General features: G+C 57.3%; 19 protein-coding genes. 7 read left to right on the top strand and 12 right to left on the bottom strand.

Annotated features, from left to right (window positions below):
* Positions 1-9 precede the first annotated feature (9 nt).
* The gene (locus tag ACK4FF_RS05345) at positions 10-1,041 is read left to right on the top strand and encodes a class I SAM-dependent methyltransferase (RefSeq protein ID WP_409705547.1); all 1,032 of its coding nucleotides are present in this window, start codon (positions 10-12) and stop codon (positions 1,039-1,041) included.
* Positions 1,042-1,052: 11 nt separating this feature from the next.
* Here ACK4FF_RS05345 and ACK4FF_RS05340 read toward each other — a convergent pair whose 3' ends face one another.
* Positions 1,053-1,691, bottom strand: a complete 639-nt coding sequence (locus tag ACK4FF_RS05340; RefSeq protein WP_409705543.1) for a hypothetical protein — start codon at positions 1,689-1,691, stop codon at positions 1,053-1,055.
* A 135-nt stretch (positions 1,692-1,826) separates the two neighbouring features.
* Here ACK4FF_RS05340 and ACK4FF_RS05335 point away from each other — a divergent pair, with 135 nt between their 5' ends.
* Genes ACK4FF_RS05335 through ACK4FF_RS05325 form a run of 3 tightly spaced genes read left to right on the top strand, consistent with a single transcriptional unit; the run spans position 1,827 to position 5,187 of the window.
* Positions 1,827-2,957 carry a putative solute-binding protein gene (locus ACK4FF_RS05335; RefSeq protein WP_409705540.1) on the top strand — a complete coding sequence of 377 codons (1,131 nt, stop codon included), beginning with the start codon at positions 1,827-1,829 and terminating at the stop codon, positions 2,955-2,957.
* A 2-nt stretch (positions 2,958-2,959) separates the two neighbouring features.
* Positions 2,960-4,159 carry a putative solute-binding protein gene (locus tag ACK4FF_RS05330; protein WP_409705537.1) on the top strand — a complete coding sequence of 400 codons (1,200 nt, stop codon included), beginning with the start codon at positions 2,960-2,962 and terminating at the stop codon, positions 4,157-4,159.
* Positions 4,160-4,164: 5 nt separating this feature from the next.
* Positions 4,165-5,187: a 2-dehydropantoate 2-reductase gene (locus ACK4FF_RS05325; RefSeq protein ID WP_409705534.1), complete on the top strand. Its 1,023-nt coding sequence runs from the start codon at positions 4,165-4,167 to the stop codon at positions 5,185-5,187.
* Here ACK4FF_RS05325 and ACK4FF_RS05320 read toward each other — a convergent pair.
* Positions 5,156-6,073, bottom strand: a complete 918-nt coding sequence (locus ACK4FF_RS05320) for a LysR family transcriptional regulator (RefSeq protein ID WP_409705531.1) — start codon at positions 6,071-6,073, stop codon at positions 5,156-5,158. The genes ACK4FF_RS05325 and ACK4FF_RS05320 overlap by 32 nt on opposite strands.
* Before the next feature lie 95 nt (positions 6,074-6,168).
* On the opposite strand from ACK4FF_RS05320, the gene ACK4FF_RS05315 reads away from it, so the two are divergent.
* Positions 6,169-7,107, top strand: a complete 939-nt coding sequence (locus tag ACK4FF_RS05315; RefSeq protein WP_409705528.1) for a DMT family transporter — start codon at positions 6,169-6,171, stop codon at positions 7,105-7,107.
* Here ACK4FF_RS05315 and ACK4FF_RS05310 read toward each other — a convergent pair.
* Positions 7,024-7,458 (bottom strand): DoxX family protein, encoded by a 435-nt coding sequence (locus ACK4FF_RS05310; RefSeq protein WP_409705525.1) that lies wholly within the window; start codon positions 7,456-7,458, stop codon positions 7,024-7,026. The genes ACK4FF_RS05315 and ACK4FF_RS05310 overlap by 84 nt on opposite strands.
* Positions 7,459-7,582: 124 nt before the next feature.
* On the opposite strand from ACK4FF_RS05310, the gene ACK4FF_RS05305 reads away from it, so the two are divergent.
* A complete protein-coding gene (locus tag ACK4FF_RS05305; protein WP_409705522.1) occupies positions 7,583-8,485 on the top strand; it encodes an SDR family oxidoreductase in 903 nt (300 codons plus the stop codon).
* A 28-nt stretch (positions 8,486-8,513) separates the two neighbouring features.
* The gene (locus ACK4FF_RS05300; RefSeq protein ID WP_409705519.1) at positions 8,514-9,185 is read left to right on the top strand and encodes a cation transporter; all 672 of its coding nucleotides are present in this window, start codon (positions 8,514-8,516) and stop codon (positions 9,183-9,185) included.
* 8 nt (positions 9,186-9,193) lie between these two features.
* Here ACK4FF_RS05300 and ACK4FF_RS05295 read toward each other — a convergent pair whose 3' ends face one another.
* The 9 genes from ACK4FF_RS05295 to ACK4FF_RS05255 all read right to left on the bottom strand — a co-directional run bounded on the left by ACK4FF_RS05295 (position 9,194) and on the right by ACK4FF_RS05255 (position 18,071).
* Positions 9,194-9,817 carry an LON peptidase substrate-binding domain-containing protein gene (locus ACK4FF_RS05295; protein ID WP_409705516.1) on the bottom strand — a complete coding sequence of 208 codons (624 nt, stop codon included), beginning with the start codon at positions 9,815-9,817 and terminating at the stop codon, positions 9,194-9,196.
* A gap of 18 nt (positions 9,818-9,835) precedes the next feature.
* Positions 9,836-10,567, bottom strand: a complete 732-nt coding sequence (locus ACK4FF_RS05290) for a hypothetical protein (protein WP_409705512.1) — start codon at positions 10,565-10,567, stop codon at positions 9,836-9,838.
* 13 nt (positions 10,568-10,580) lie between these two features.
* Positions 10,581-11,489: an esterase/lipase family protein gene (locus ACK4FF_RS05285; protein ID WP_409705509.1), complete on the bottom strand. Its 909-nt coding sequence runs from the start codon at positions 11,487-11,489 to the stop codon at positions 10,581-10,583.
* Positions 11,486-12,601, bottom strand: a complete 1,116-nt coding sequence (locus tag ACK4FF_RS05280) for an SAM-dependent methyltransferase (protein ID WP_409705506.1) — start codon at positions 12,599-12,601, stop codon at positions 11,486-11,488. Before ACK4FF_RS05280 ends, ACK4FF_RS05285 begins: the two co-directional genes overlap by 4 nt.
* A gap of 15 nt (positions 12,602-12,616) precedes the next feature.
* Positions 12,617-13,393 carry a DUF1295 domain-containing protein gene (locus ACK4FF_RS05275; protein WP_409705503.1) on the bottom strand — a complete coding sequence of 259 codons (777 nt, stop codon included), beginning with the start codon at positions 13,391-13,393 and terminating at the stop codon, positions 12,617-12,619.
* 112 nt (positions 13,394-13,505) lie between these two features.
* Entirely contained in the window at positions 13,506-13,913 is a 408-nt protein-coding gene (locus tag ACK4FF_RS05270) for a PaaI family thioesterase (protein ID WP_409705500.1), read from the bottom strand.
* A complete protein-coding gene (locus ACK4FF_RS05265) occupies positions 13,910-14,371 on the bottom strand; it encodes a PaaI family thioesterase (protein ID WP_409705497.1) in 462 nt (153 codons plus the stop codon). The genes ACK4FF_RS05270 and ACK4FF_RS05265 overlap by 4 nt, the downstream gene beginning before the upstream one ends.
* Before the next feature lie 102 nt (positions 14,372-14,473).
* Positions 14,474-15,949 (bottom strand): hypothetical protein, encoded by a 1,476-nt coding sequence (locus ACK4FF_RS05260; RefSeq protein ID WP_409705495.1) that lies wholly within the window; start codon positions 15,947-15,949, stop codon positions 14,474-14,476.
* A 46-nt stretch (positions 15,950-15,995) separates the two neighbouring features.
* Positions 15,996-18,071: a TonB-dependent receptor family protein gene (locus ACK4FF_RS05255; RefSeq protein WP_409705492.1), complete on the bottom strand. Its 2,076-nt coding sequence runs from the start codon at positions 18,069-18,071 to the stop codon at positions 15,996-15,998.
* Between the last annotated feature and the right edge of the window lie 60 nt (positions 18,072-18,131).

The following is an 18,131-nucleotide window of genomic DNA, read 5'->3' as shown; positions in this document are numbered from 1 at the left end:
GAGAAAGAGATGTCAGACAACGACACAAAAGCTAAGGGTTTGGAATGTGCGGTTTGCCACGGCGGTTTTTTAAAGCACTGGGAAAGTCGCGATGCAAAGTCGGGCGATGGTTTACCCTTGGGGTTTTGCAGCCAATGTGGCTTGGTTCAGCAGCTTGAATTGCCCAGTGATGAGGCATTGAGGGTGTACTACTCGCACCATTATCGACAGGATTACAAAAGTACCTATGCCCCCAAAGCCAAGTATGTGTGGCGTGCTGGGGTTACCGCGCGGGACCGCTTGGCTTTCATGCAGCGGGCGGGCTTGAACCCCAGTGGCTTGCGGCTGCTGGATGTGGGCGCGGGTGGTGGCGAGTTCTGTTACGTGGCGGCACAGGCGGGTTTTGCGTCGCAAGGTATTGAGCCCAATGAAGGGTACTCAGACTTTGCGCGTAAGGCGTATGACGTGGATATTCGGACCTGCAACCTGGACGATGTTGGTGGCGACCGGTTTGACGTGATTACGCTGTTCCACGTGTTTGAACATTTGGCCCACCCAGAGCGTTCGCTGGAGAAGTTATGGACGATGTTGGCTGACGGTGGGCGTTTGGTCATCGAGGTGCCCAATATCGAACAAGCCGATGCCAGCCCTCACAACATCTACTTTAAGGCGCACCTGTTTTACTACTCCCGGCACAGCTTGATTGCTGCGGCAAGCCGTTTCTTCGAGGTGGCTTATGTGGAAGACACGGGGAATCTCTCGGTGTGTTTCACCAAGCGCGTAGCCCCCTTGCCTTGCAAAGAGATGCCCTCCGAGGCCGATGTTCAGGCCACGCTCAAGCGCCTGACGGACAAGGGTTGGTTGGAGTATCTGTTTGTTGGGGGTGGGGTGTACAAGCCCTTCAAGCGGGTGGCCAAGGCGGTGAGGGAGGCCCGGATGAAGCGGATGGCACCACGCGAGATTTTGGACAACGCCATTGACAAGGTGGACCGGAATGACCGACTGGTGGCTAACGTTGTGATGGGTGCTTTGGCCATTGCAGCCCTTGAGGCGTGCACTTAACTGGTGAACCCTTAAGCCTTGGGGGGCAGCAAGCTCTCCAAGGCCATGGCGCCCAGGAATTGGCGGCGTATGCTGTTGACCAGTGCTTGGGCGATGCTTTGTTTCTTGGCTGGTGCGCGCAACAGGGGCACTGCTGCGTTGAACATTTGAACCGTGATGTCGCGGGCCACTTCAAGAAGCACGGAATCATCCTTCACAGCCACCAGTTGACCATGCCTAATCTGCTCGACACTTTGCTGGGCAATCTTGTCAATCACTTTGAGCAGCATGGGCCGTAGCGGGCTGGACACGGTGTTCAACTCCCGAACGCCTACAGCAAATGCATCGGGGTTTTTCAGCACCAGTTCGAGAAAGAAGTTGACCACACCTTCTGTGGCGTCTGCGGTCGTGCGCGCTTGCGTGCGGATGTGACGCATCTCTTCAATGATGGTTTGCGCAATCAGCTCGATGGTGCTGCGGGCCAGGTCGTCCAGGTCTTCAAAGTGCCGGTAGAAGGTGTTGTGGTTCAGGTCCGCTTCACGGGCAAGTTCACGCAAACCGAGCGAGTTCAAGGGGGTACCGTCCCTTGCCGCAATCTTCAAGGCTGCAACCACCAGTTTGCGTTTGCCTTCTGGCATGTTGGCCAATTCGTCTTCAACCATGGCGGACATGAGGTTTTCCTGAGAGTGAGTGCGCTTATTTTACGGGGCTTTGACTCAAAGGTATACATGTGTATACTGACGCAAACCTAGACACAATAATTAATATTCAGTTGCCGTGAAGAGCAACACCCGGAGACAGCCCCCATGCCTTTGTTCAGTCATTTGCGTGCCACATTGGCGCGCCTTTCCCTTGTTGCGTCCTGTTCTGTGACTGCTGTTGCGTCGCCAGCGTTGGCGCAGGACATCCCCAAAATGCCAGCAGGCATGATCGGCAGTGTGTCCGACCAGCTCATGAAAGAAATGAAGCCGCTGGACAAGCCTTTGCATGTCAAGATTTGTATCTTCGACATCATGGGTAAAGCGGGGCCGGTGTACGGCATCGCTCAGGATGTGGCCATCGAAGCCCGCAAATGGAACCTGTTTGTTGAACTGGTGCCATTCACGAACGAAAGTGTAGCGGCGGAGTCATTCCGCACTGGCCAGTGCGAGGCGGTTGGCATTACGACTCTTCGTGCCCGCATGTTCAACCCGTTCATGGGCAGTTTTGATGCGGTGGGTGCTTTGCCCAGTTATGAGCACGTGAAGACTGCGCTTCAGTTGCTGATGGGCAGCGACAAAACCTACCCGCTCTCGATCAATGGGAAATACCAAATTGTGGGCATGGCCCCGCTGGGTGCCGCGTATGTGATGGTGAATGATCGTGCCATCAATTCAATCGAAAAGGCGGCTGGGAAAAAAGTCGCGGTGATGGATTGGGACAAAAGCCAGGCCAAAATGATTCAGCAGCTGGGTGCACAGCCTGTTCCCAGCGACATCACCAACTTCGCGCAGAAGTTCAACAACGGTGTGGTGGACATTGTGGCGGCCCCGGCCTTGGCCTTTGCCCCGCTGGAGCTGTATCGCGGTTTGGGCACCAAAGGCGGTGTTTACAGAATGCCGTTGATCAACGTGACTGGGTCGGCGGTGATCAACCGAACACGGCTTGAGAAAGAAGTGCCTGACCTGGACGATCGCCTGATGAAAATGCGCAAGTTCGGCTTGACCTATGTGGACCAGGCCATCGGCACCATTCGCCAAATTGAGAAGCAGGTGCCATCGCGGTACTGGATGGACATTCCTCAGGCCGACCAAGACAAGTATCACGTCATGATGCAGCAGGCGCGCATTCAACTCACCAACGACGGCGTGTATGACCCCAAGATGATGGCACTGCTTAAGCGTGTGCGCTGTCACCACAACGCCAAGGCCGCTGAATGTTCCACCAAGGATGAATGACCATGCCTGCCTTCCAGCGATGTGCAGTGCTTCGGGTGTTGCTTCTCGGTGGGTTGGCGTTGGCGTTAGGGGTAGCCGGGGCGGCTGAGGAGCCCTCGAAAGCAGGGTCTCGGCAAATCATTCAGTCGGGTATCGAAGCCATGCCCAAGGGCGCTCAGCCGGCCTTGCCTGGTCGCGGTTTGGTGCAGTCCACCATTTCTGCTGTGGCGTCGGAACTGATGAAGGAAGTCCCCCCGCTGGACAAGCCTTTTCACCTGAAGATTTGCATTTTCGACCTGATGGGCCGCAATGGCCCGGTGTTTTCCATTGCTCAGGATGTGGCCCTGGAGGCCAAGCGCTGGAACGTGCATGCGGAGCTGATTCCATTCACCAATGAATCGGTGGCGGCCAACTCGTTCAAAGTAGGCGCGTGTGACGCTGTGGGTATGTCCACCCTGAGGGCCAGAAACTTCAATTTCTTCATGGGCAGTTTTGATGCGGTGGGTGCATTGATGACCTATGAGGAAGTGAAAACTGCGATTGCTGCCTTGATGGGCAGTGACCGCATGTATGAGAAGTCCATCAACCATCCTTATCAGATTGTCGGAATGGCCCCCTTGGGCGCTGCCTATGTGATGGTGAACGACCGCGCCATCAATTCCATTGAAAAGGCGGCTGGCAAGAAGGTGGCGGTGCTGGAATGGGACACGAGCCAGGCCAAGATGGTGCAGCAGATTGGGGCTCAGCCAGTGGCCAGCGATATCTCTAATTTTGCACAGAAGTTCAATAACGGGGTGGTGGATATTATTGCTGCGCCGGCCTTGGCGTATGGGCCGTTCGAGCTTTATCGCGGGCTGGGCACCAAAGGGGCCGTGTTTGATTTGCCACTGGCCATGGTGACTGGTTCAGCGGTCATTAATCGCACCAAGTTTGAGAAGGAAATTCCGGACCTGGACGAGAAAATCAAGAAACTGCGCAAGTTTGGTTTGCGTTTCCTCGACCAGGGTATCGAGGTGATTCGCAAACTGGAAAAAGTCGTGCCGGAAAAATATTGGATGACCTTGGGGTCGGAGGAGAAAATCAAGTACATGCGAATGATGGACCAGGCACGCGCGCAGTTGACCGCTGAAGGGGTGTACAGTCCGGAGATGATGAAGTTTCTGCTGCGGGTGAGGTGCAAGCACACCCCAACCCTTGCGGAATGTTCAAACCGGAGCGAGTAAGGCAAATGCGGATCGGTGTGTACGGAGCAGGCAGCATCGGCTGCTATGTTGGGGGTTGCCTGGCTGCAGCCGGTGTGGATGTGGTGCTGGTGGGGCGCGCCCGGGTGTTGACTTCAATCAGCAGCCACGGTTTGCGGCTGACGGATTACCTTGGCCGTGATGTTCTGGCCCAGGCTCAGCATTTGAGCCTGTCGGAATCCCCTGAGGCTTTGGCCGATGTTGACTTGGTGTTGCTCACCATGAAATCGGCAGGCACAGCAGACGCTGCATCAACCTTGGCGGGCCTGTTGCCCCAGCATGTGCCGGTGGTCAGTTTTCAGAACGGTGTGCGCAATGTGCCGGTGCTGCGCGAGCAGTTGCCCAATCACGCCGTGCTGGCGGGCATGGTGCCATTCAATGTGATTGATCGGGGTGAGGGGCGTTTTCACCAAGGGTCTGAAGGGCAGTTGGACATTGAGGTGGGGCCATTGCCTGCTGGGGCGGAAGCTGCATTTGCTTCAGCCGGCTTGCCATTGCTTCGTTCGGCGGATATGCAGGCCGTGCAGTGGGGCAAGCTGTTGATGAACCTGAACAATTCAGTCAATGCCTTGTCGGGTTTACCGCTAAAGGAAGAGCTTTCCCTGCGGGGCTACCGAAGGGTGCTGGCCCTGGCAATTGCCGAGGCGCTGGGCGTGCTGCGCAAGGCTGGTGTACCTGTGGCCAAAGTGACTGCGGTGCCCCCGCGCCTCTTGCCTTGGGTGCTGAGCATTCCTGACTGGTTATTCGCCTTGGCCGCCCGAAAAATTTTGGCGATTGACCCTCTGGCGCGTTCGTCCATGTGGGAAGACCTGCAACTGGGGCGACGCACTGAGATTGATTGGATTAATGGTGAAGTGGTGCGCTTGGCTTTGCGCAATGGTTTGCATACCCCTGTGAATGCGGCCCTGATCACCTTGATTCGTCAAGCCGAGGAAGGGGGCGGACAACGATGGTTGCCTGCCGATCTCTTGGCGCACGTCAAACAGCGTCGTTTAAAACTCCCTGGCTAAGGGCCTGCACCAAGGCGGCTGTGGATTTGTTCAGTTCGCGGTCGGCCCGAATGCAAATCTTCAGGTGGCGAGGGGCCCAGGCCTCGTCCAGTTTCAGCGCCACCACGCGGTGAGTGAGGTCTTGTTCGCTCAAGGCGCTGTGGGGCAGTAACCCCACCCCAGCGCCTGCGCTCACCATTCGAATGACTGCCTCAAAACTGCGCACTTGAATGCGCACGTCCAGATGCGCCCCAAGGGCTGCAGCGGCATTCATGGTGAAGGTGTGAATGGCGGATCCGGAATTCAGCAAGACGAAGGGGTACTCCAGTACAGATTCGAAGCGAATTCTTTTTCGCCGTGCCAGCGGGTGCTGGCGCGCAACCACCAAGACGAGGTGGTCTTCTCGATAGGGCAGTTGGATGACATTCGGGCTCTCCGGCATGCCGGCCACAATCCCGATGTCCACATCCCCTTGCGCGACTGCGCGCAAAATGTCAGCGCTGGGGTGTTCTTCCAGGCTCACCCTCACTTGTTCATGCTGTTTGAGAAACTGAGCCAAGTCATCAGGCAAGTAGGTGTGGGTGGCGTGGGTATTGGCCCACAAGCGAATGTGGCTGCGTATGCCCAGTGCATAAGGGGACAGGTCTGCGTGTAACTGCTCCAATTGTGCAAACACTCGCCGTGCGTGGCGCAAAAGGGCTTCACCGGCCGCTGTGGCCCTAACCCCGCGTGGCAGGCGCTCAAGCAGTGGGGTGCCAATGGCCGCTTCCAGGTTTTGAATGCGATGGGAGGCCGAGGAGGGCGCAAGGTTGACGACACGTGCTGCGTGGGTGAGGTTACCCAGCGAGGCCACCGTGGCAAACACACGGAGGTCTTCCAGGTCATACTTCAAAGCGTTCGTTTTCATCGAATGGTTTGTTCCGAATTCAGCGATTTTCAGGGCGTGTATTGCTTGTCATCATTGCATGAAAGCGAATGATAAGGAATATGCAGATATTGACCATGAAGTTGAACCGCTGGGCCGTGGCCAGTGACGAGCAACGGGGCGTATGGTTGGCGGTGTTGGCGGCCGCTGGCTTTTCGATGAAGGCGGTGTTCGTGAAGTTGGCCTATGGTTACGGCACAGTAAGCCCCATCACGCTGTTGACCTTGCGCATGCTGTTGGCCATGCCATTGTTTATGTGGTTGTGTCGCAGTGCCTTGCGTAACGCCCCGCCGTTAAGCCCAGGGCAGTGGCTTGGCTTGGTGATTTTGGGTTTGCTGGGGTACTACGGTTCCAGCATTCTCGACTTTATGGGGCTGCAGACCATTTCAGCGGCGCTGGAACGCCTGATTCTGTTCACTTACCCGACGATGACCTTGGTGATCAATGTGGTGGTGATGAGGCATGCATCCACCCCCAGACAATGGGGGGCAGTCGCTTTGACTTACGCCGGTATCGCTTTGGTGTTTGTGCATGACTTGGGCGCAATCGACAACACGTCAGGCTTGTGGCTGGGGGCGTCATTGGTGCTGGCGTCGGCTTTGAGTTATGCGCTCTACAACGTGGGCGCGGAGCGGATGCTCCACCACGTGGGTGCACTTCGGTTCGCGGTGCTGGCCAGTGGCGTGTCCACCATCGCTTGTTTGCTGCATTTTTCAGCCACGGAACCGTTGCAGGCACTGAACCAGCCATGGCCTGTGTGGGCCTGTTGCGCAGCCATGGCTTTGGTGTCGACGGCTTTGCCGGTGGTGTGGCAGTCGTCGGCCATTCAGTTGATTGGGTCCAGCCGGGCGGTGCTCATCGGCACCTTGGGGCCGATGCTGACTTTGGGCTTGTCCTGGCTGGTGTTGGGCGAGGCGGTGTCTGTGCTGCAGTTATTGGGGGCCAGTGCTGTGCTGGCTGGTGTGTGGCTGGTCAGCTTTACCCAGAAACGCAGGGCGCCACCAGCCAGAACCTAACAGAATACAGCCGAGTAAAAACACTTGAAGGGCCATGCGCAGGTGAAGCAACACCGGCGGGAATTCGGGAAACAGGTGCGGGTTCAGCGACATGTTGACGTTGGCCCCTGACACCGCAATGGTCAGCATGAACAACCCCAGGCCCGCTGCCTTCCGCCAGGCCGGTAGGGCCATACCAATGGCCCCTGCCAGCTCAAACAGGCCGCTGACCCACACCACCTCCAGAGGGTAAGGTACCCAGGGTGGCGTAATACGGACAAAGAAGTCGGTGGCCACAAAATGGCCCAGGCCGCCGATGATGAACCAAATCATGACAAACAGGCGGGCGAAGTAGGGCAATCGGTCTTTCATGGCAACAGCTCTTTTCAAATGGTTGAGGCTTCCCAATTCTAGACGCGCTGAGCAAGCACCGCTGCAACCATTTTGCCTTCACTGCCCGATACACTAGTGGGGATGATCTAATCGGGAGTGACACATGGGGCATGCAGCCAATCAAGACTTGTCGGCCCAAGGCAAAGTGGCCTTGGTCACCGGGGCCAACACGGGTATTGGCCGGGTGACGGCAGTGCAACTGGCTTTGTCTGGCTTTCACGTGTTTTTGGCCTGTCGGGACGCCGCCAAAACAGCGGAGGTGCTGGCGGAGATCAATGAACGCTCCAACGGCCAGGCCAAGGCGGAGTTCCTGCCGCTGGACCTCGGTGATTTTGAGTCTGTGCGGACCTGTGCGAATCAGTTTTTGGCGCGCAACCTGGGGCTGGACCTGCTCATCAACAATGCAGGCTTGGCGGGTGCCAAGGGATTGACCCGTTCCGGGTTCGAGTTGACCTTTGGTGTGTGCCACATGGGGCATTTCCTGTTGACCCAATTGCTGATGCCAGCACTTCAGAAGCCCACACAGGCGCGTGTGGTGGTGGTGGCCAGCCGTGCGCATCGGCATGCGCGGGGCATTGATTTTGACAGCCTGAGACAGGCAACCCAAGGGGCTGGGGGCATCAAAGAGTATGCGCAGGCCAAGTTGGCCAATATTCTGTTTGTGAAAGCGTTGGCCCAGCGTTTGAAGGGAAGCTCAATCACCACGTATGCCTTGCACCCTGGGGTGGTGGCGACTGAAGTGTGGCGCAAGCTGCCGGGCTTTATTCAGCCGCTGATCAAGTTGTTCATGATTTCGCCAGAGGACGGGGCGAAAACCACGCTGTATTGCGCGCTCAGCCCGGATGTTCAGCATCACAGTGGCCTGTATTACTCGGACTGCCGGGAGGGTCGGCATACGGCCGTAGCCGGTGATGCGAATCTTGCTGAAGCCCTGTGGTCATACAGTGAGCGTTGCGTGGCTGAATGGCAGGCAGGCAGCGCGAGCACCAGTTCGCTCTCCGCATGACATTCAACCATTGAGCCAAGGGGGGGCCATGCCAGGCTGTCATCACGATCACCATCATGCACCTGCTGTTGAGGCGTCACCCACCTATCGCAGGGTTCTTTGGCTGGCTTTGTTGGCCAACGCCGCCATGTTTCTGGTGGAGGTTGCCAGTGGTCTGAAGGCGGGCTCTGTGTCTTTGCTGGCGGATTCGCTCGATTTTCTGGGCGATTCGGCCAATTATGGGATCAGTCTGTTTGTGCTGGGTATGGCGGTGACTGCCCGTGCACGCGCCTCCTTGCTGAAGGCGGGCAGCATGTTTCTGTTTGGGGTGGTAATTCTAGGTATTGCGGCCTATCGATTTTTGAATGGGGAGCCACCTGAGGCGTACACCATGGGCATCATCGGTTTTGTGGCAATGCTGGTGAATGTGGGCGTGGCCTTGATGCTGTTCCGCTGGCGCGATGGTGATTCCAACATGCAGTCAGTGTGGTTGTGCAGCCGCAATGACGCCATTGGTAATGTGGCGGTGATGCTTGCCGCGGCTGCCGTGGCTTACACCGCGCAGCCTTGGCCCGACCTGCTGGTGGCTGTGTTTATGGCGGTGTTGGCGGTGACCGCGTCATACCAAGTGATGAAGGTTGCCCGTCTGGAGCTGAAAACGGGTGTTGTGGCGCAGCCCACCCAGGGTTGCGGCCATGGCCACTCGGGCCATCATCATTGAGTCGTTGTTCACAGCCCTGTGCGGGAGCTCATCAGGTCGTTGACCAGTTCGAGGCGCATCAGTGGGTTGTCGACGCCCAGTAGTTGCTCCCGCATGTCGGAAGTCATCGGCAGTAACTCGCACAAGCGGTTGGCCACCCATGCACAGTCTTCATAACTGGCCGTGTTGCCGTCAAAGGGCCACTGCTCCATCGGAATGCTGCGGTTCCTCAGCTCTGCGATGATGCGTTCCAAGTCGCGCGCACAATGTGTCAGGTGTTCTGGCACTTGAATGGCTGGGTCTTCCTCACGCAAATCGACATCGCCCAGCCACAAGCCACTGGAATCCTGTTGGGCTGACTTCAGGCGAAAGCGGTGTGTACCTGTGCATTTGATTTTGAACAGGGCCGGTTGAATGGCCTGAAATTCAACAATCTGGGCCAATGTACCTGCCCCGGCCAGGGCAATCTGTTCGCCGGGCCGCCTCACCTCTTGCCCTTGTTTAAGGTGAATCACCCCAAATGGCGTCTGGCTGTCAACACATTCACGAATCAGCTTGAGGTAACGCACTTCGAAAATGTGGAGGTGGAGCAAGCCACCCGGAAACAGGACTGAGCCAAGTGGGAACAAAGGCAGGGCTACGGTGGCATTCATACTGCGAAAGGCTTGTTTTTAATAACTGTACTCAATACGAACCTGGGGTACTTTCCGGGTTTTTGCGTTGGGAATGTTGGATGGCCCCACATACTCAATCAGGTTTTTGGTGTCCAGGTCGTAGGTCAGCGTGAGTGGGTCAGCCAGCAAACGAAGCAAGGAGTTGGGCTCGGCTTTCAGTTCAATCAGGTTCTTGCCGTCTTTCTGGCTGTTGCCGGTTTTTCGAATTCTGAACTGGTATTGATCCTTTCGGGCCACCACGCCAAAACTCAAGGGAATGGTTTTGCCATCCTGAAGGGCTTTGAGGTTGGCTTGCACAAACGAATGAAACCCCGAGTCGGCAGCGACTGGCCGTTTCACCGTAATTTCGCCACTGTCCGTTTTGCCGTTCTCAGTGGTTTCCATCTGAACCACATCGCCTTTCACACTGCGGATTGCTTCGCTGTATTGCTGGCTTGGGATACTCATCTGCGTCAGTGGAATATAAGGGTCTGCCGAGAAATCCAGTTTCTTGTCGGCGATCACTTCACCGCTTGGGCTGACGTATTTGATGGTGCCGCTGACCCAACGGCCATCCTTGAACACCTGAGTGTGTTGCTCGGTATAAATCCATTGGTTGTTGGACAGGTCGTAGGCCTTGCCTGAGAAGCGCATTTCCTGAGCTTGAAGGGGCAGGGCGCTGAACAGCAGGCCTGCGAAAAGGCCGATGCTGGCTGTCTTGCTCACATGAGAAGCGATGTGTCGATTCATGGCAATGTCTTCCTCAAGGTTTGGACAGGGTTTGTTCAACCAGTCGCCAAACGTCCTGGTTGTAAAGCATGTTGGTGTGGGTAAACCACCGTTCAGGAAAAACGTCGTCCAACACGATGTTGTTGACGCCCGGTTCTTTCACCAGTTGGTTGTCCACGGGAACCACGACCTTGTCCTGCCGGGTGGCGATGATGTTGTGACGCACATTGGGCTGGGCAATCGGGCCTTTCAGGAATGCGGTAATGACTGGGGAGTCGGTGCGTTGGTCTGAACAGGCGGGGCAATTCCAAAAGGAGCCCCCCTGGCTTTTTGACGCTGCATAGCGTTCGTCTGGGGTGCTGCCTTCGGCCACTTTCGGGGTGCTTTGGTCGGCTTTGGTGGTGCCGCGGGTGCTGGGGGCCATGGCAATCAGGGTGTGTACCTTGTCGGCACCGCCCATCATTTTGGTGTAGTACTGAATCAGCAAGCCGCCTTGGGAATGACCAATGAGGTCCACTTTCGGCGCGCCGGTTTGTTGGCGAACCTGTTCGACAAAAGCAGCCAATTGCCGCGCTGATTCTTCAACCGGGGCCATGCCTTTGAACACGTCTTTGTCATCCCGCGCACCGTAATTGAGCGCATACACGCACCGCCCCTGTTGCGCCAGGTAGGGGCCCAAACCACCCCATGCAATCAGTTTGTTGGCGAATGTGCCATGCACAAGGACCACGGGTGGCTTATCCGCAGTGGGAATGCAACTGGCAGGGTTGACGCCGGGTGGGTCCTTCTCGGGATTGCCCATCGAAGCGACCACGGCTGCCGTGCGCCAGGTGTACGGCTCAGGTTTTTGCCCAGTGGTGCTGCAGCCTGCAGCGAACAAAGCGGACAGACTCAGCAGTAAGGCAAGGTTGCGGTATTTTTTTGAAGCGTGTCTGGGGCTCATGGTCGTTTTTCAAAGAGGGTGTGAACCACACCCCATTGTCGACCCTGTTCATACCCAAAAAGTTCAGCCACGGCCATGTAAAACATGCGCCAGCGCTGAAACCAGAGCGCCGCGTCGGCTTTGCCGTAGCCTGTCTCAAACACGGGCATGATGCGGTCGCGTGCAGCGTCCATGTTCTCAAGCCAGTGATTGGCGGTTTTCTCGTAGTGCTGACCGTTGATCCACCATTGCTTTTTGACACTCAGGTGGTCCTGAAAATGCAGAAACAAGTCGGCGCTGGGCATGATGCCGCCTGTGAAGAAATACTTGCTCATCCAGTCCGAACTGTCTTTGACTTCGAAATGGTAAGCCAGGGTTTGGTGGGCAAACACATGCACAAACAGCTTGGCGCCTGTGTTCATCCAACTGGCCACTTTGGCGAACAGTTGCTGGTAGTTCTTCATGTGCTCGAACATTTCAATCGAGATGACCCGGTCGAACCCCGCCTCAACGCCAGCGTGTGGAAAATCAAACTCAGTGATGTTGGCGGTGATGATCGTCAGGTTGGTCAGTCCGCGCTCGCGGGCGCGCGCTTCGATGTACTCGCGCTGGCCGTTGGAATTGGAGACTCCCACCACCTGTGATTGGGGGAAGCGCTGGGCCATCCACAGGGACAGTGACCCCCATCCGCACCCCAGTTCCAGAATGCGCTGCCCATCGGTAAGCCCGGCACGTTCGGCATACACCTCCAGCATGGCCAGCTCGGCCTGCGCCAGTGTTTCCGCCCCAGTGGGGTACAAGGCACACGAGTATTTCTTGCATGGCCCCAAATGCAGGTGAAAAAACTCGGCGGGCACTTCGTAGTGCTGTTCATTCGCGGCGTCAGTGTCAATTGCAATTGGGGCTTGGCGCAGTTCTTCGACCAAGGCCTGCAAGCGTTGACGTGCCTGTTCAGCATCATTGAGGGATTCATCCTCGAGGCGTTGGGCCATCAGGCCCCGCATGGCAGCCCGCAAGGCGGCATCGGGCACCAGCCCGCGCTCACAGGCGTCGATGCCCAACTGAAGAGCTTTGTCCTTGATCCGGTCAAACAGGGAGGCGCCGGGCAGGGTGGTGGAGGTGCTGATGCTCATGGTGAATGCGTTCGGTCAGGATTTCGGAAACCAGGGGATCAAAGGCGACGTGGTGCGGATGTATTCAGCGTACTCGGGGCGTGTGCGGGCAGCCTGTGCTTCGGTGGCGGGAATGCCCGACATTTTCATCAGCAGGAAGGCCATCACCAACGGCGGCAGCAAGGCCAGCACGCCCCACGGGGCGCCCAAGGCCAAGGGCAGGTAAGCCACCCAGTGCAGGCACTCGAAAAAGTAATTGGGGTGCCGCGAGTATTTCCACAGCCCTTGACGACACACACGCCCTTTGTTGGCTGGGTTGGCCTTGAACTTCGCCAGTTGTTGGTCAGCCAGGTATTCACCGGCGATGGAGACGACCCACAACGCCACCGCCAGCAGCACAGCCCACTGGGCAGGTTCGTCAATGCGTTGGGAAATGACCAGCATACCCAGGGAAATCAGCATGGAAAACACGACCTGAACCTGGAAAAAGCTGAACATGCGGGTGTTGGCGCTGGCACCCCATTCCACCCGCAACTGTTTGTAACGCCCGTCTTCGGGTTTTCCGTGATTGCGGAACCACAGGTAGGTGCCCAAGCGCAGCCCCCACACCAGCGGCATGATGGCGAGCAGCCACTTCAGCGTGTCAGGCGCTGGTGAGTTGAGGGCAAACCAAGGGCCCAGAGCACCCAGAGTCCACGCCCACACGGCGTCCACGATGCCCGCGTTTCGGGTTTTCAGTTGAACTGCCCAAACCAGGGTAAAGATGCTGGCCAAACCAAGCCAGCCCCACAGAAATACAGCCAAAGCACTCATGACTCAGCCCATGGATGTGAAACAACATCAACCATAACCAAGAAGCAGCCCGTTTGGATGCACAAGGCTGCGAATTGTTTTGGGGAATGTCCGAGCAGGGGTGCTTTTGGGTTTAGTCGAGCAGCAAATGGGCGCGGGCGATGGCCACAGGCTTGTCAGGGCTTTCTTGCCAGGCGGTCACCTGAACATTGGCCACCTGCTTGCCATGTTTGGTGACACTGCAGGCTGCGTACAAGTCGCGGGCAAAACCGGGGCGCAGGTAATCGATGGAAAAGTCGACGGTTTTGGGGGTTTTGGCGTCGTCTTGAATACACACCATGTGCATGATGGCGGCCATTTCCATAAAACCACCGATCAAGCCACCATGCAGCGCGGGCATTTGGTCATTGCCAATGTTGTGTGGGGCAAAGGGCAGGTAAAACTCCAATTGCCCGTCCGTCAACTGGATTTTCATGCCGATGGTGCGCGCGTAGGGTGATTGGTCCAACAGGTGCTCAAAGGCCTCAGGCGTGTTGATCATGCGGCTTCTCCTTTGGATGGGTGGCGGCGCATGAAGGTGCCCACGCTGTAGGCCACGGGCTGTGGATTGCCTTCCTGATAAGCGGTGGCACGTGTGAATGCGATCGTGCGCGCCAGCCGGTAACATTCCGCCACGCAGTACACCGCTTGCCCAGGTGTGGCCGGGCGCAGGTAATCAATGCGCAGGTCCAGTGTTGGGGTGGCCTCTACCGATTCAAGGATGGAAAAGATGCTGAGCGCGCTGGTGGTGTCGATGAGTGCGGTAATCACACCGCCATGCATGACACCGGCGGCTTTGTCGCCAACCAAGCGCTCTTGGTAAGGAAGCCTCATGGTGACGCGGCCACGCTCGCCTTGAACAAATTCAAGTTTCAAGACATCGCAATGGGGAATGCGGCACAGCCATTGGGCCACGCCATCGAACAGCGCTTGGTTTTTAACTGGTAAAGGCAGGCTCATCCGGGCGGAGAATTGGAACAACACAAGGCCTGAAGTTTACCACTGCATGCTTTCCCGGCTTTGAGGCTGGGTTCTAGTCCCCAGCCTTAAGGCCGATCAGGTTCAGCGCGCCCGTTTAAGCCGGAACCCCAGCGCTGCGAAAAAGATCAGCATGCCAAGTACCGCAACACTGACCACGATGTTTTGGGTGTTGCGCCCGAAAGCCTGAAGGAAATTCCATTTGTGCAGGACCGAAAAGCTCCAGCGTTCCAGCTTGGCGGAGTCGGCGGTGATGTCCACCAGTGCGCCCGAGTTGGTGTCGATGAACACACTGCCGTTCACCGGTGCGCCCAAGTCGATGCGCCACACAGGCAAACGCTTGTTGCGGAAGTCATAAAGGCCTCCAAACCTGGTCACCAGTTCCGTATCCAGAATGGCTTCTTTCGGGGCGCCTGTGTGCTTCAAGGCCAGCCCGATGGCCAGTTCCCGGTCGCCTTCGGCCCACACTTGGCCGCTGTCAGCCTTCAGATACACCGCAGGCCCGGTGGGTGTAATGCCATCGAAACGGGCATTGCGCAGCGCATTGGCCGACAGGGGTTCTGGGGTGTTGGTGTTGGCCAAACCCAAACGAATCACCAACTCTCCCTGAGGGCTTTGTACCAAAGAAAGCCCATTGACTGGCAGGCCTTGTGTGATGCTTTTCCATTCGGGGGGCAGCTTGAATTTCAACTGGTCCAGCGCAATGGGTTGTTGTAAAGCCAGAACCGGTGGGGATTGCGTGCCTGCGTACTGAAACAGGTGATACACACCGCTGCCCGCCAGGGCAATCAAAGGGACGGACAACACCCAGCCCCCCGCGCGGTGCCAGCTTTTGGCACGTTTGGGTTCAACACGCCGACGTATGGCAAGCAGCATGAACAGCCCACCCAGCCCAGTGCCAGCCAACAAGCCCACCCATGCGCCGATGACGGCTACTCTGGGCCATTCCAATGAAGTGGGCATGAAGCTCCAGGTGTGTACCCATTGAAAAAGGGTCTGCATGGCCGCCTTGCGGGAATCCGACACTGCAGCCAAGGAGTTGGTTTCGGTGTACACCCAAGCGGTGAGTTGGTCTGGTCGGTTGAAAGACACTTTGTACACTGGCAGCAAGCGGTTAACTGAGGGGTACTCGTTGGAAAACTGGTCGATCCATTCAACCTTGCTCACCTTGTTTTCTGGACTCAGCAAGCCCAGGTAGTGGCGCGCCACAAATTCGGCGTGTGCGGCGTCGTGTTCAACAATTTCATGGCCGTCATCCAGCGCGAAATAACGCCGAGGCGCGTGTTGCGTGGTGGTGACCTGCAACAGGTTGGCGGGCGTGCTGACCACCACACGCACGGCCTGCGCTTGCGCGATACCCGCTTGTCGAAGGATGTCTTGCAAGGGCAGGGACTGGCTCATGTCCAGTGCGCGCCGAGGCGGTGCGAACACCGCCTGCTGCACACCAAAGGCGCTCATCAACGGGTGCAGCAGGCCCGACAGGCCCCACAACAGCAACGCTGAAAATGCCAGCCACGCCAGCGATTTGTGGGTCTTGTAGACCAATGCCCTGATGTTCATGAGCCCTTTGTCCTTGCTCGTTTTGAAGTGTGCTGGATTGTACCGGTTACTTCATGCGGTAGTTCACGCCCACGAACACCGACCGGCCATCACCCGGCAAAAACTGGGCGCTGCCTGCTGCAAACTGGCGAACAACCCCTGTGGTGGCAATGTAGGGTTTGTCGTCGAGGTTGCGTGCATCCACAAACCAGTCAGTTTGTGGGTTCAACGGGCCAGACAGCTTCGCATTCACAATGCCGTAGCCTGGCGCGGTGGCGGTATTTTTGTGGTCTACCCATGTTGAAGTGGCTGCTTCAACGGCCACAGTTGCCTTGATGCCGTAATCCAGTTTGCGGTCCAATGCAATGCGGGTGGCTGCAGAAGGTGCGCCTGCAATGCGGTTGTTGCCAAAGTCGGGGTCGGAGTCAAAGCGGAAGTGGTTGATCAGCGTACTGTTGCGCACTGTCCAAGGCCCGGTGGTATAGCTCCAGCCCAGTTCAAGGCCAGCACGGGTGGTGTTGGGCGCGTTGAAGGTGGAGGACAAAGCGGTGCCAGGAATCACGGTGGCCATCAACTCGTCTTGGATCTGGGCGTAGTACACGGTGGTGTCCCAAACCCAGTTGCTGTTGCGGCCACGGTAGCCCAATTCCACACTTTGCGCTTCCTGGGCGCGGTTGTTGGTGGTGAAGGCTGCTGTGCCCCCGGACACACCCAATTCGCCAAATGACGGCGGTTCAAAGCTGCCGGAGTAGTTGCCGTAAATTTGGCTGTTGTCGGCGAAGGTCTTGATCAGCCCCAACCTTGGGGACAGTTGATCGTAATCCTTGCGGAAGAAAAACTGTTGCGGTGTTGCACCCACGTTGAAACCACTGTACTGGCGCATGGCCTGTTGCAGTTGCAAGCCGGCCACAGTTTGCAGGCCGGGCAATACGGTGGTGCGGTTCTCCAGGAAATAGTCTTGGTTGTCAGCCGTTTGGCGGCTTTTGTCGCGGGCTGCGCCAACGGGTTGGCCGCCCACGTTCTGCCGGTTCAGGTTGTCGGTGATGCCTTTGGAATAGCCCACACCGACGGTGGTTTCTGAGGGCAGGCCTGCCAGCGTGTGGTCAACTGACCATTGCACCTGTGCACCCCAGTCGCGGTTGTCTTGTTCAATCACTTCGAAAATCGGGTGGAACAAGTGCTTGGCGCTTACATAAGTGTTCACGGTCACTGCGCCTGTGCCGGTTTTGATGACGGTGCGGTTGGAGAGCCTGTCCAGGTTCAGGTCGCGGCGCTGGTGGGCTGCAAAGTTGGCCGGGTTGGCTTGCTCCGGGTAGCTCAAGGCCTGGGCCAAGGTCAGGCTGCCGGGCAATTCAGAATTGCTGCGCACACTGGCCACGAAAAAGCGGGTGGCCACATCGGGGTTGATGGTGATGCCGACGTTGCCAATGAACTTGTCGCCTTCCTGCTTGGAATGGTCCCGAAAGCCATCCTGACGGAATTGGGACAGCAGTGCATAGGCATCCCAGTTTTCTTGTTTGGTGGCGACCTGAACCGCTGAACGCAAATAGCCAAACGAACCCATTTCCACCCGGGCGCCGAAGCGGGGGGCTGTTGCCCCTGTTTCGGACACATAGTTGATGGCACCACCCAAGGTGGCAGACCCCAGCCCGAAGGCATTGGCACCCCGGAACACATCAATGTGCTGGGTCGAGAGGGCTTCCAGCGCCTGGAAGTCGAAGCTGCCGTCGGCCAGGTTCACGGGAATGCCGTCCTGAGTGACCCGCACGCCACGGCCATGGAAGGTGCGTTGCAACCCTGACCCACGAATGGACAAACGGGCTTCTTCTGCGCCGAATCGGGGTTGAATAAACACGCCCGTGGTGTACCCCAGCGCATCGCTCAATGTTGACACTCGGCCATCCCTGAACGATTCGCTGTCTACCACGCTGGCACCACCCGGGGTTTGCCGCACGGTTTGCTGGGCCTGCTCAATATTGGGTTGGGTTAATTCAGCAGCGGGTGTGCTGGTGGCCTGTACCTTCACTTCGGGCAGTGATTCGGCTTGGGCCTGTAAACAAGTCAACAGTGCTGCACTTGCAAGCGCGGACAGCAGAAAGCGGGGGCGGTGTTGGGCAGTAGTCGAGGTCGATTGAGTGGTCATGTTAAGCCGGAAGGTTAATTTTTTAGCGCCCCCATTATCCGGTTCTTAAGATGGCTGACC

This window comes from Limnobacter sp., from assembly GCF_046297615.1.
In the GTDB taxonomy this organism is placed as follows: domain Bacteria; phylum Pseudomonadota; class Gammaproteobacteria; order Burkholderiales; family Burkholderiaceae_B; genus Limnobacter.
Note: the sequence above shows the minus strand (reverse complement) of the source record. Positions and strands in the feature narration are given on the sequence as shown.

Coding starts and splice junctions, on each gene's coding strand:
- ACK4FF_RS05345 (WP_409705547.1), top strand. CDS start 10: ATGTCAGACAACGACACAAAAGCTAAGGGTTTGGAATGTGCGGTTTGC.
- ACK4FF_RS05340 (WP_409705543.1), bottom strand. CDS start 1,691: ATGTCCGCCATGGTTGAAGACGAATTGGCCAACATGCCAGAAGGCAAA.
- ACK4FF_RS05335 (WP_409705540.1), top strand. CDS start 1,827: ATGCCTTTGTTCAGTCATTTGCGTGCCACATTGGCGCGCCTTTCCCTT.
- ACK4FF_RS05330 (WP_409705537.1), top strand. CDS start 2,960: ATGCCTGCCTTCCAGCGATGTGCAGTGCTTCGGGTGTTGCTTCTCGGT.
- ACK4FF_RS05325 (WP_409705534.1), top strand. CDS start 4,165: ATGCGGATCGGTGTGTACGGAGCAGGCAGCATCGGCTGCTATGTTGGG.
- ACK4FF_RS05320 (WP_409705531.1), bottom strand. CDS start 6,073: ATGAAAACGAACGCTTTGAAGTATGACCTGGAAGACCTCCGTGTGTTT.
- ACK4FF_RS05315 (WP_409705528.1), top strand. CDS start 6,169: ATGAAGTTGAACCGCTGGGCCGTGGCCAGTGACGAGCAACGGGGCGTA.
- ACK4FF_RS05310 (WP_409705525.1), bottom strand. CDS start 7,458: ATGAAAGACCGATTGCCCTACTTCGCCCGCCTGTTTGTCATGATTTGG.
- ACK4FF_RS05305 (WP_409705522.1), top strand. CDS start 7,583: ATGGGGCATGCAGCCAATCAAGACTTGTCGGCCCAAGGCAAAGTGGCC.
- ACK4FF_RS05300 (WP_409705519.1), top strand. CDS start 8,514: ATGCCAGGCTGTCATCACGATCACCATCATGCACCTGCTGTTGAGGCG.
- ACK4FF_RS05295 (WP_409705516.1), bottom strand. CDS start 9,817: ATGAATGCCACCGTAGCCCTGCCTTTGTTCCCACTTGGCTCAGTCCTG.
- ACK4FF_RS05290 (WP_409705512.1), bottom strand. CDS start 10,567: ATGAATCGACACATCGCTTCTCATGTGAGCAAGACAGCCAGCATCGGC.
- ACK4FF_RS05285 (WP_409705509.1), bottom strand. CDS start 11,489: ATGAGCCCCAGACACGCTTCAAAAAAATACCGCAACCTTGCCTTACTG.
- ACK4FF_RS05280 (WP_409705506.1), bottom strand. CDS start 12,601: ATGAGCATCAGCACCTCCACCACCCTGCCCGGCGCCTCCCTGTTTGAC.
- ACK4FF_RS05275 (WP_409705503.1), bottom strand. CDS start 13,393: ATGAGTGCTTTGGCTGTATTTCTGTGGGGCTGGCTTGGTTTGGCCAGC.
- ACK4FF_RS05270 (WP_409705500.1), bottom strand. CDS start 13,913: ATGATCAACACGCCTGAGGCCTTTGAGCACCTGTTGGACCAATCACCC.
- ACK4FF_RS05265 (WP_409705497.1), bottom strand. CDS start 14,371: ATGAGCCTGCCTTTACCAGTTAAAAACCAAGCGCTGTTCGATGGCGTG.
- ACK4FF_RS05260 (WP_409705495.1), bottom strand. CDS start 15,949: ATGAACATCAGGGCATTGGTCTACAAGACCCACAAATCGCTGGCGTGG.
- ACK4FF_RS05255 (WP_409705492.1), bottom strand. CDS start 18,071: ATGACCACTCAATCGACCTCGACTACTGCCCAACACCGCCCCCGCTTT.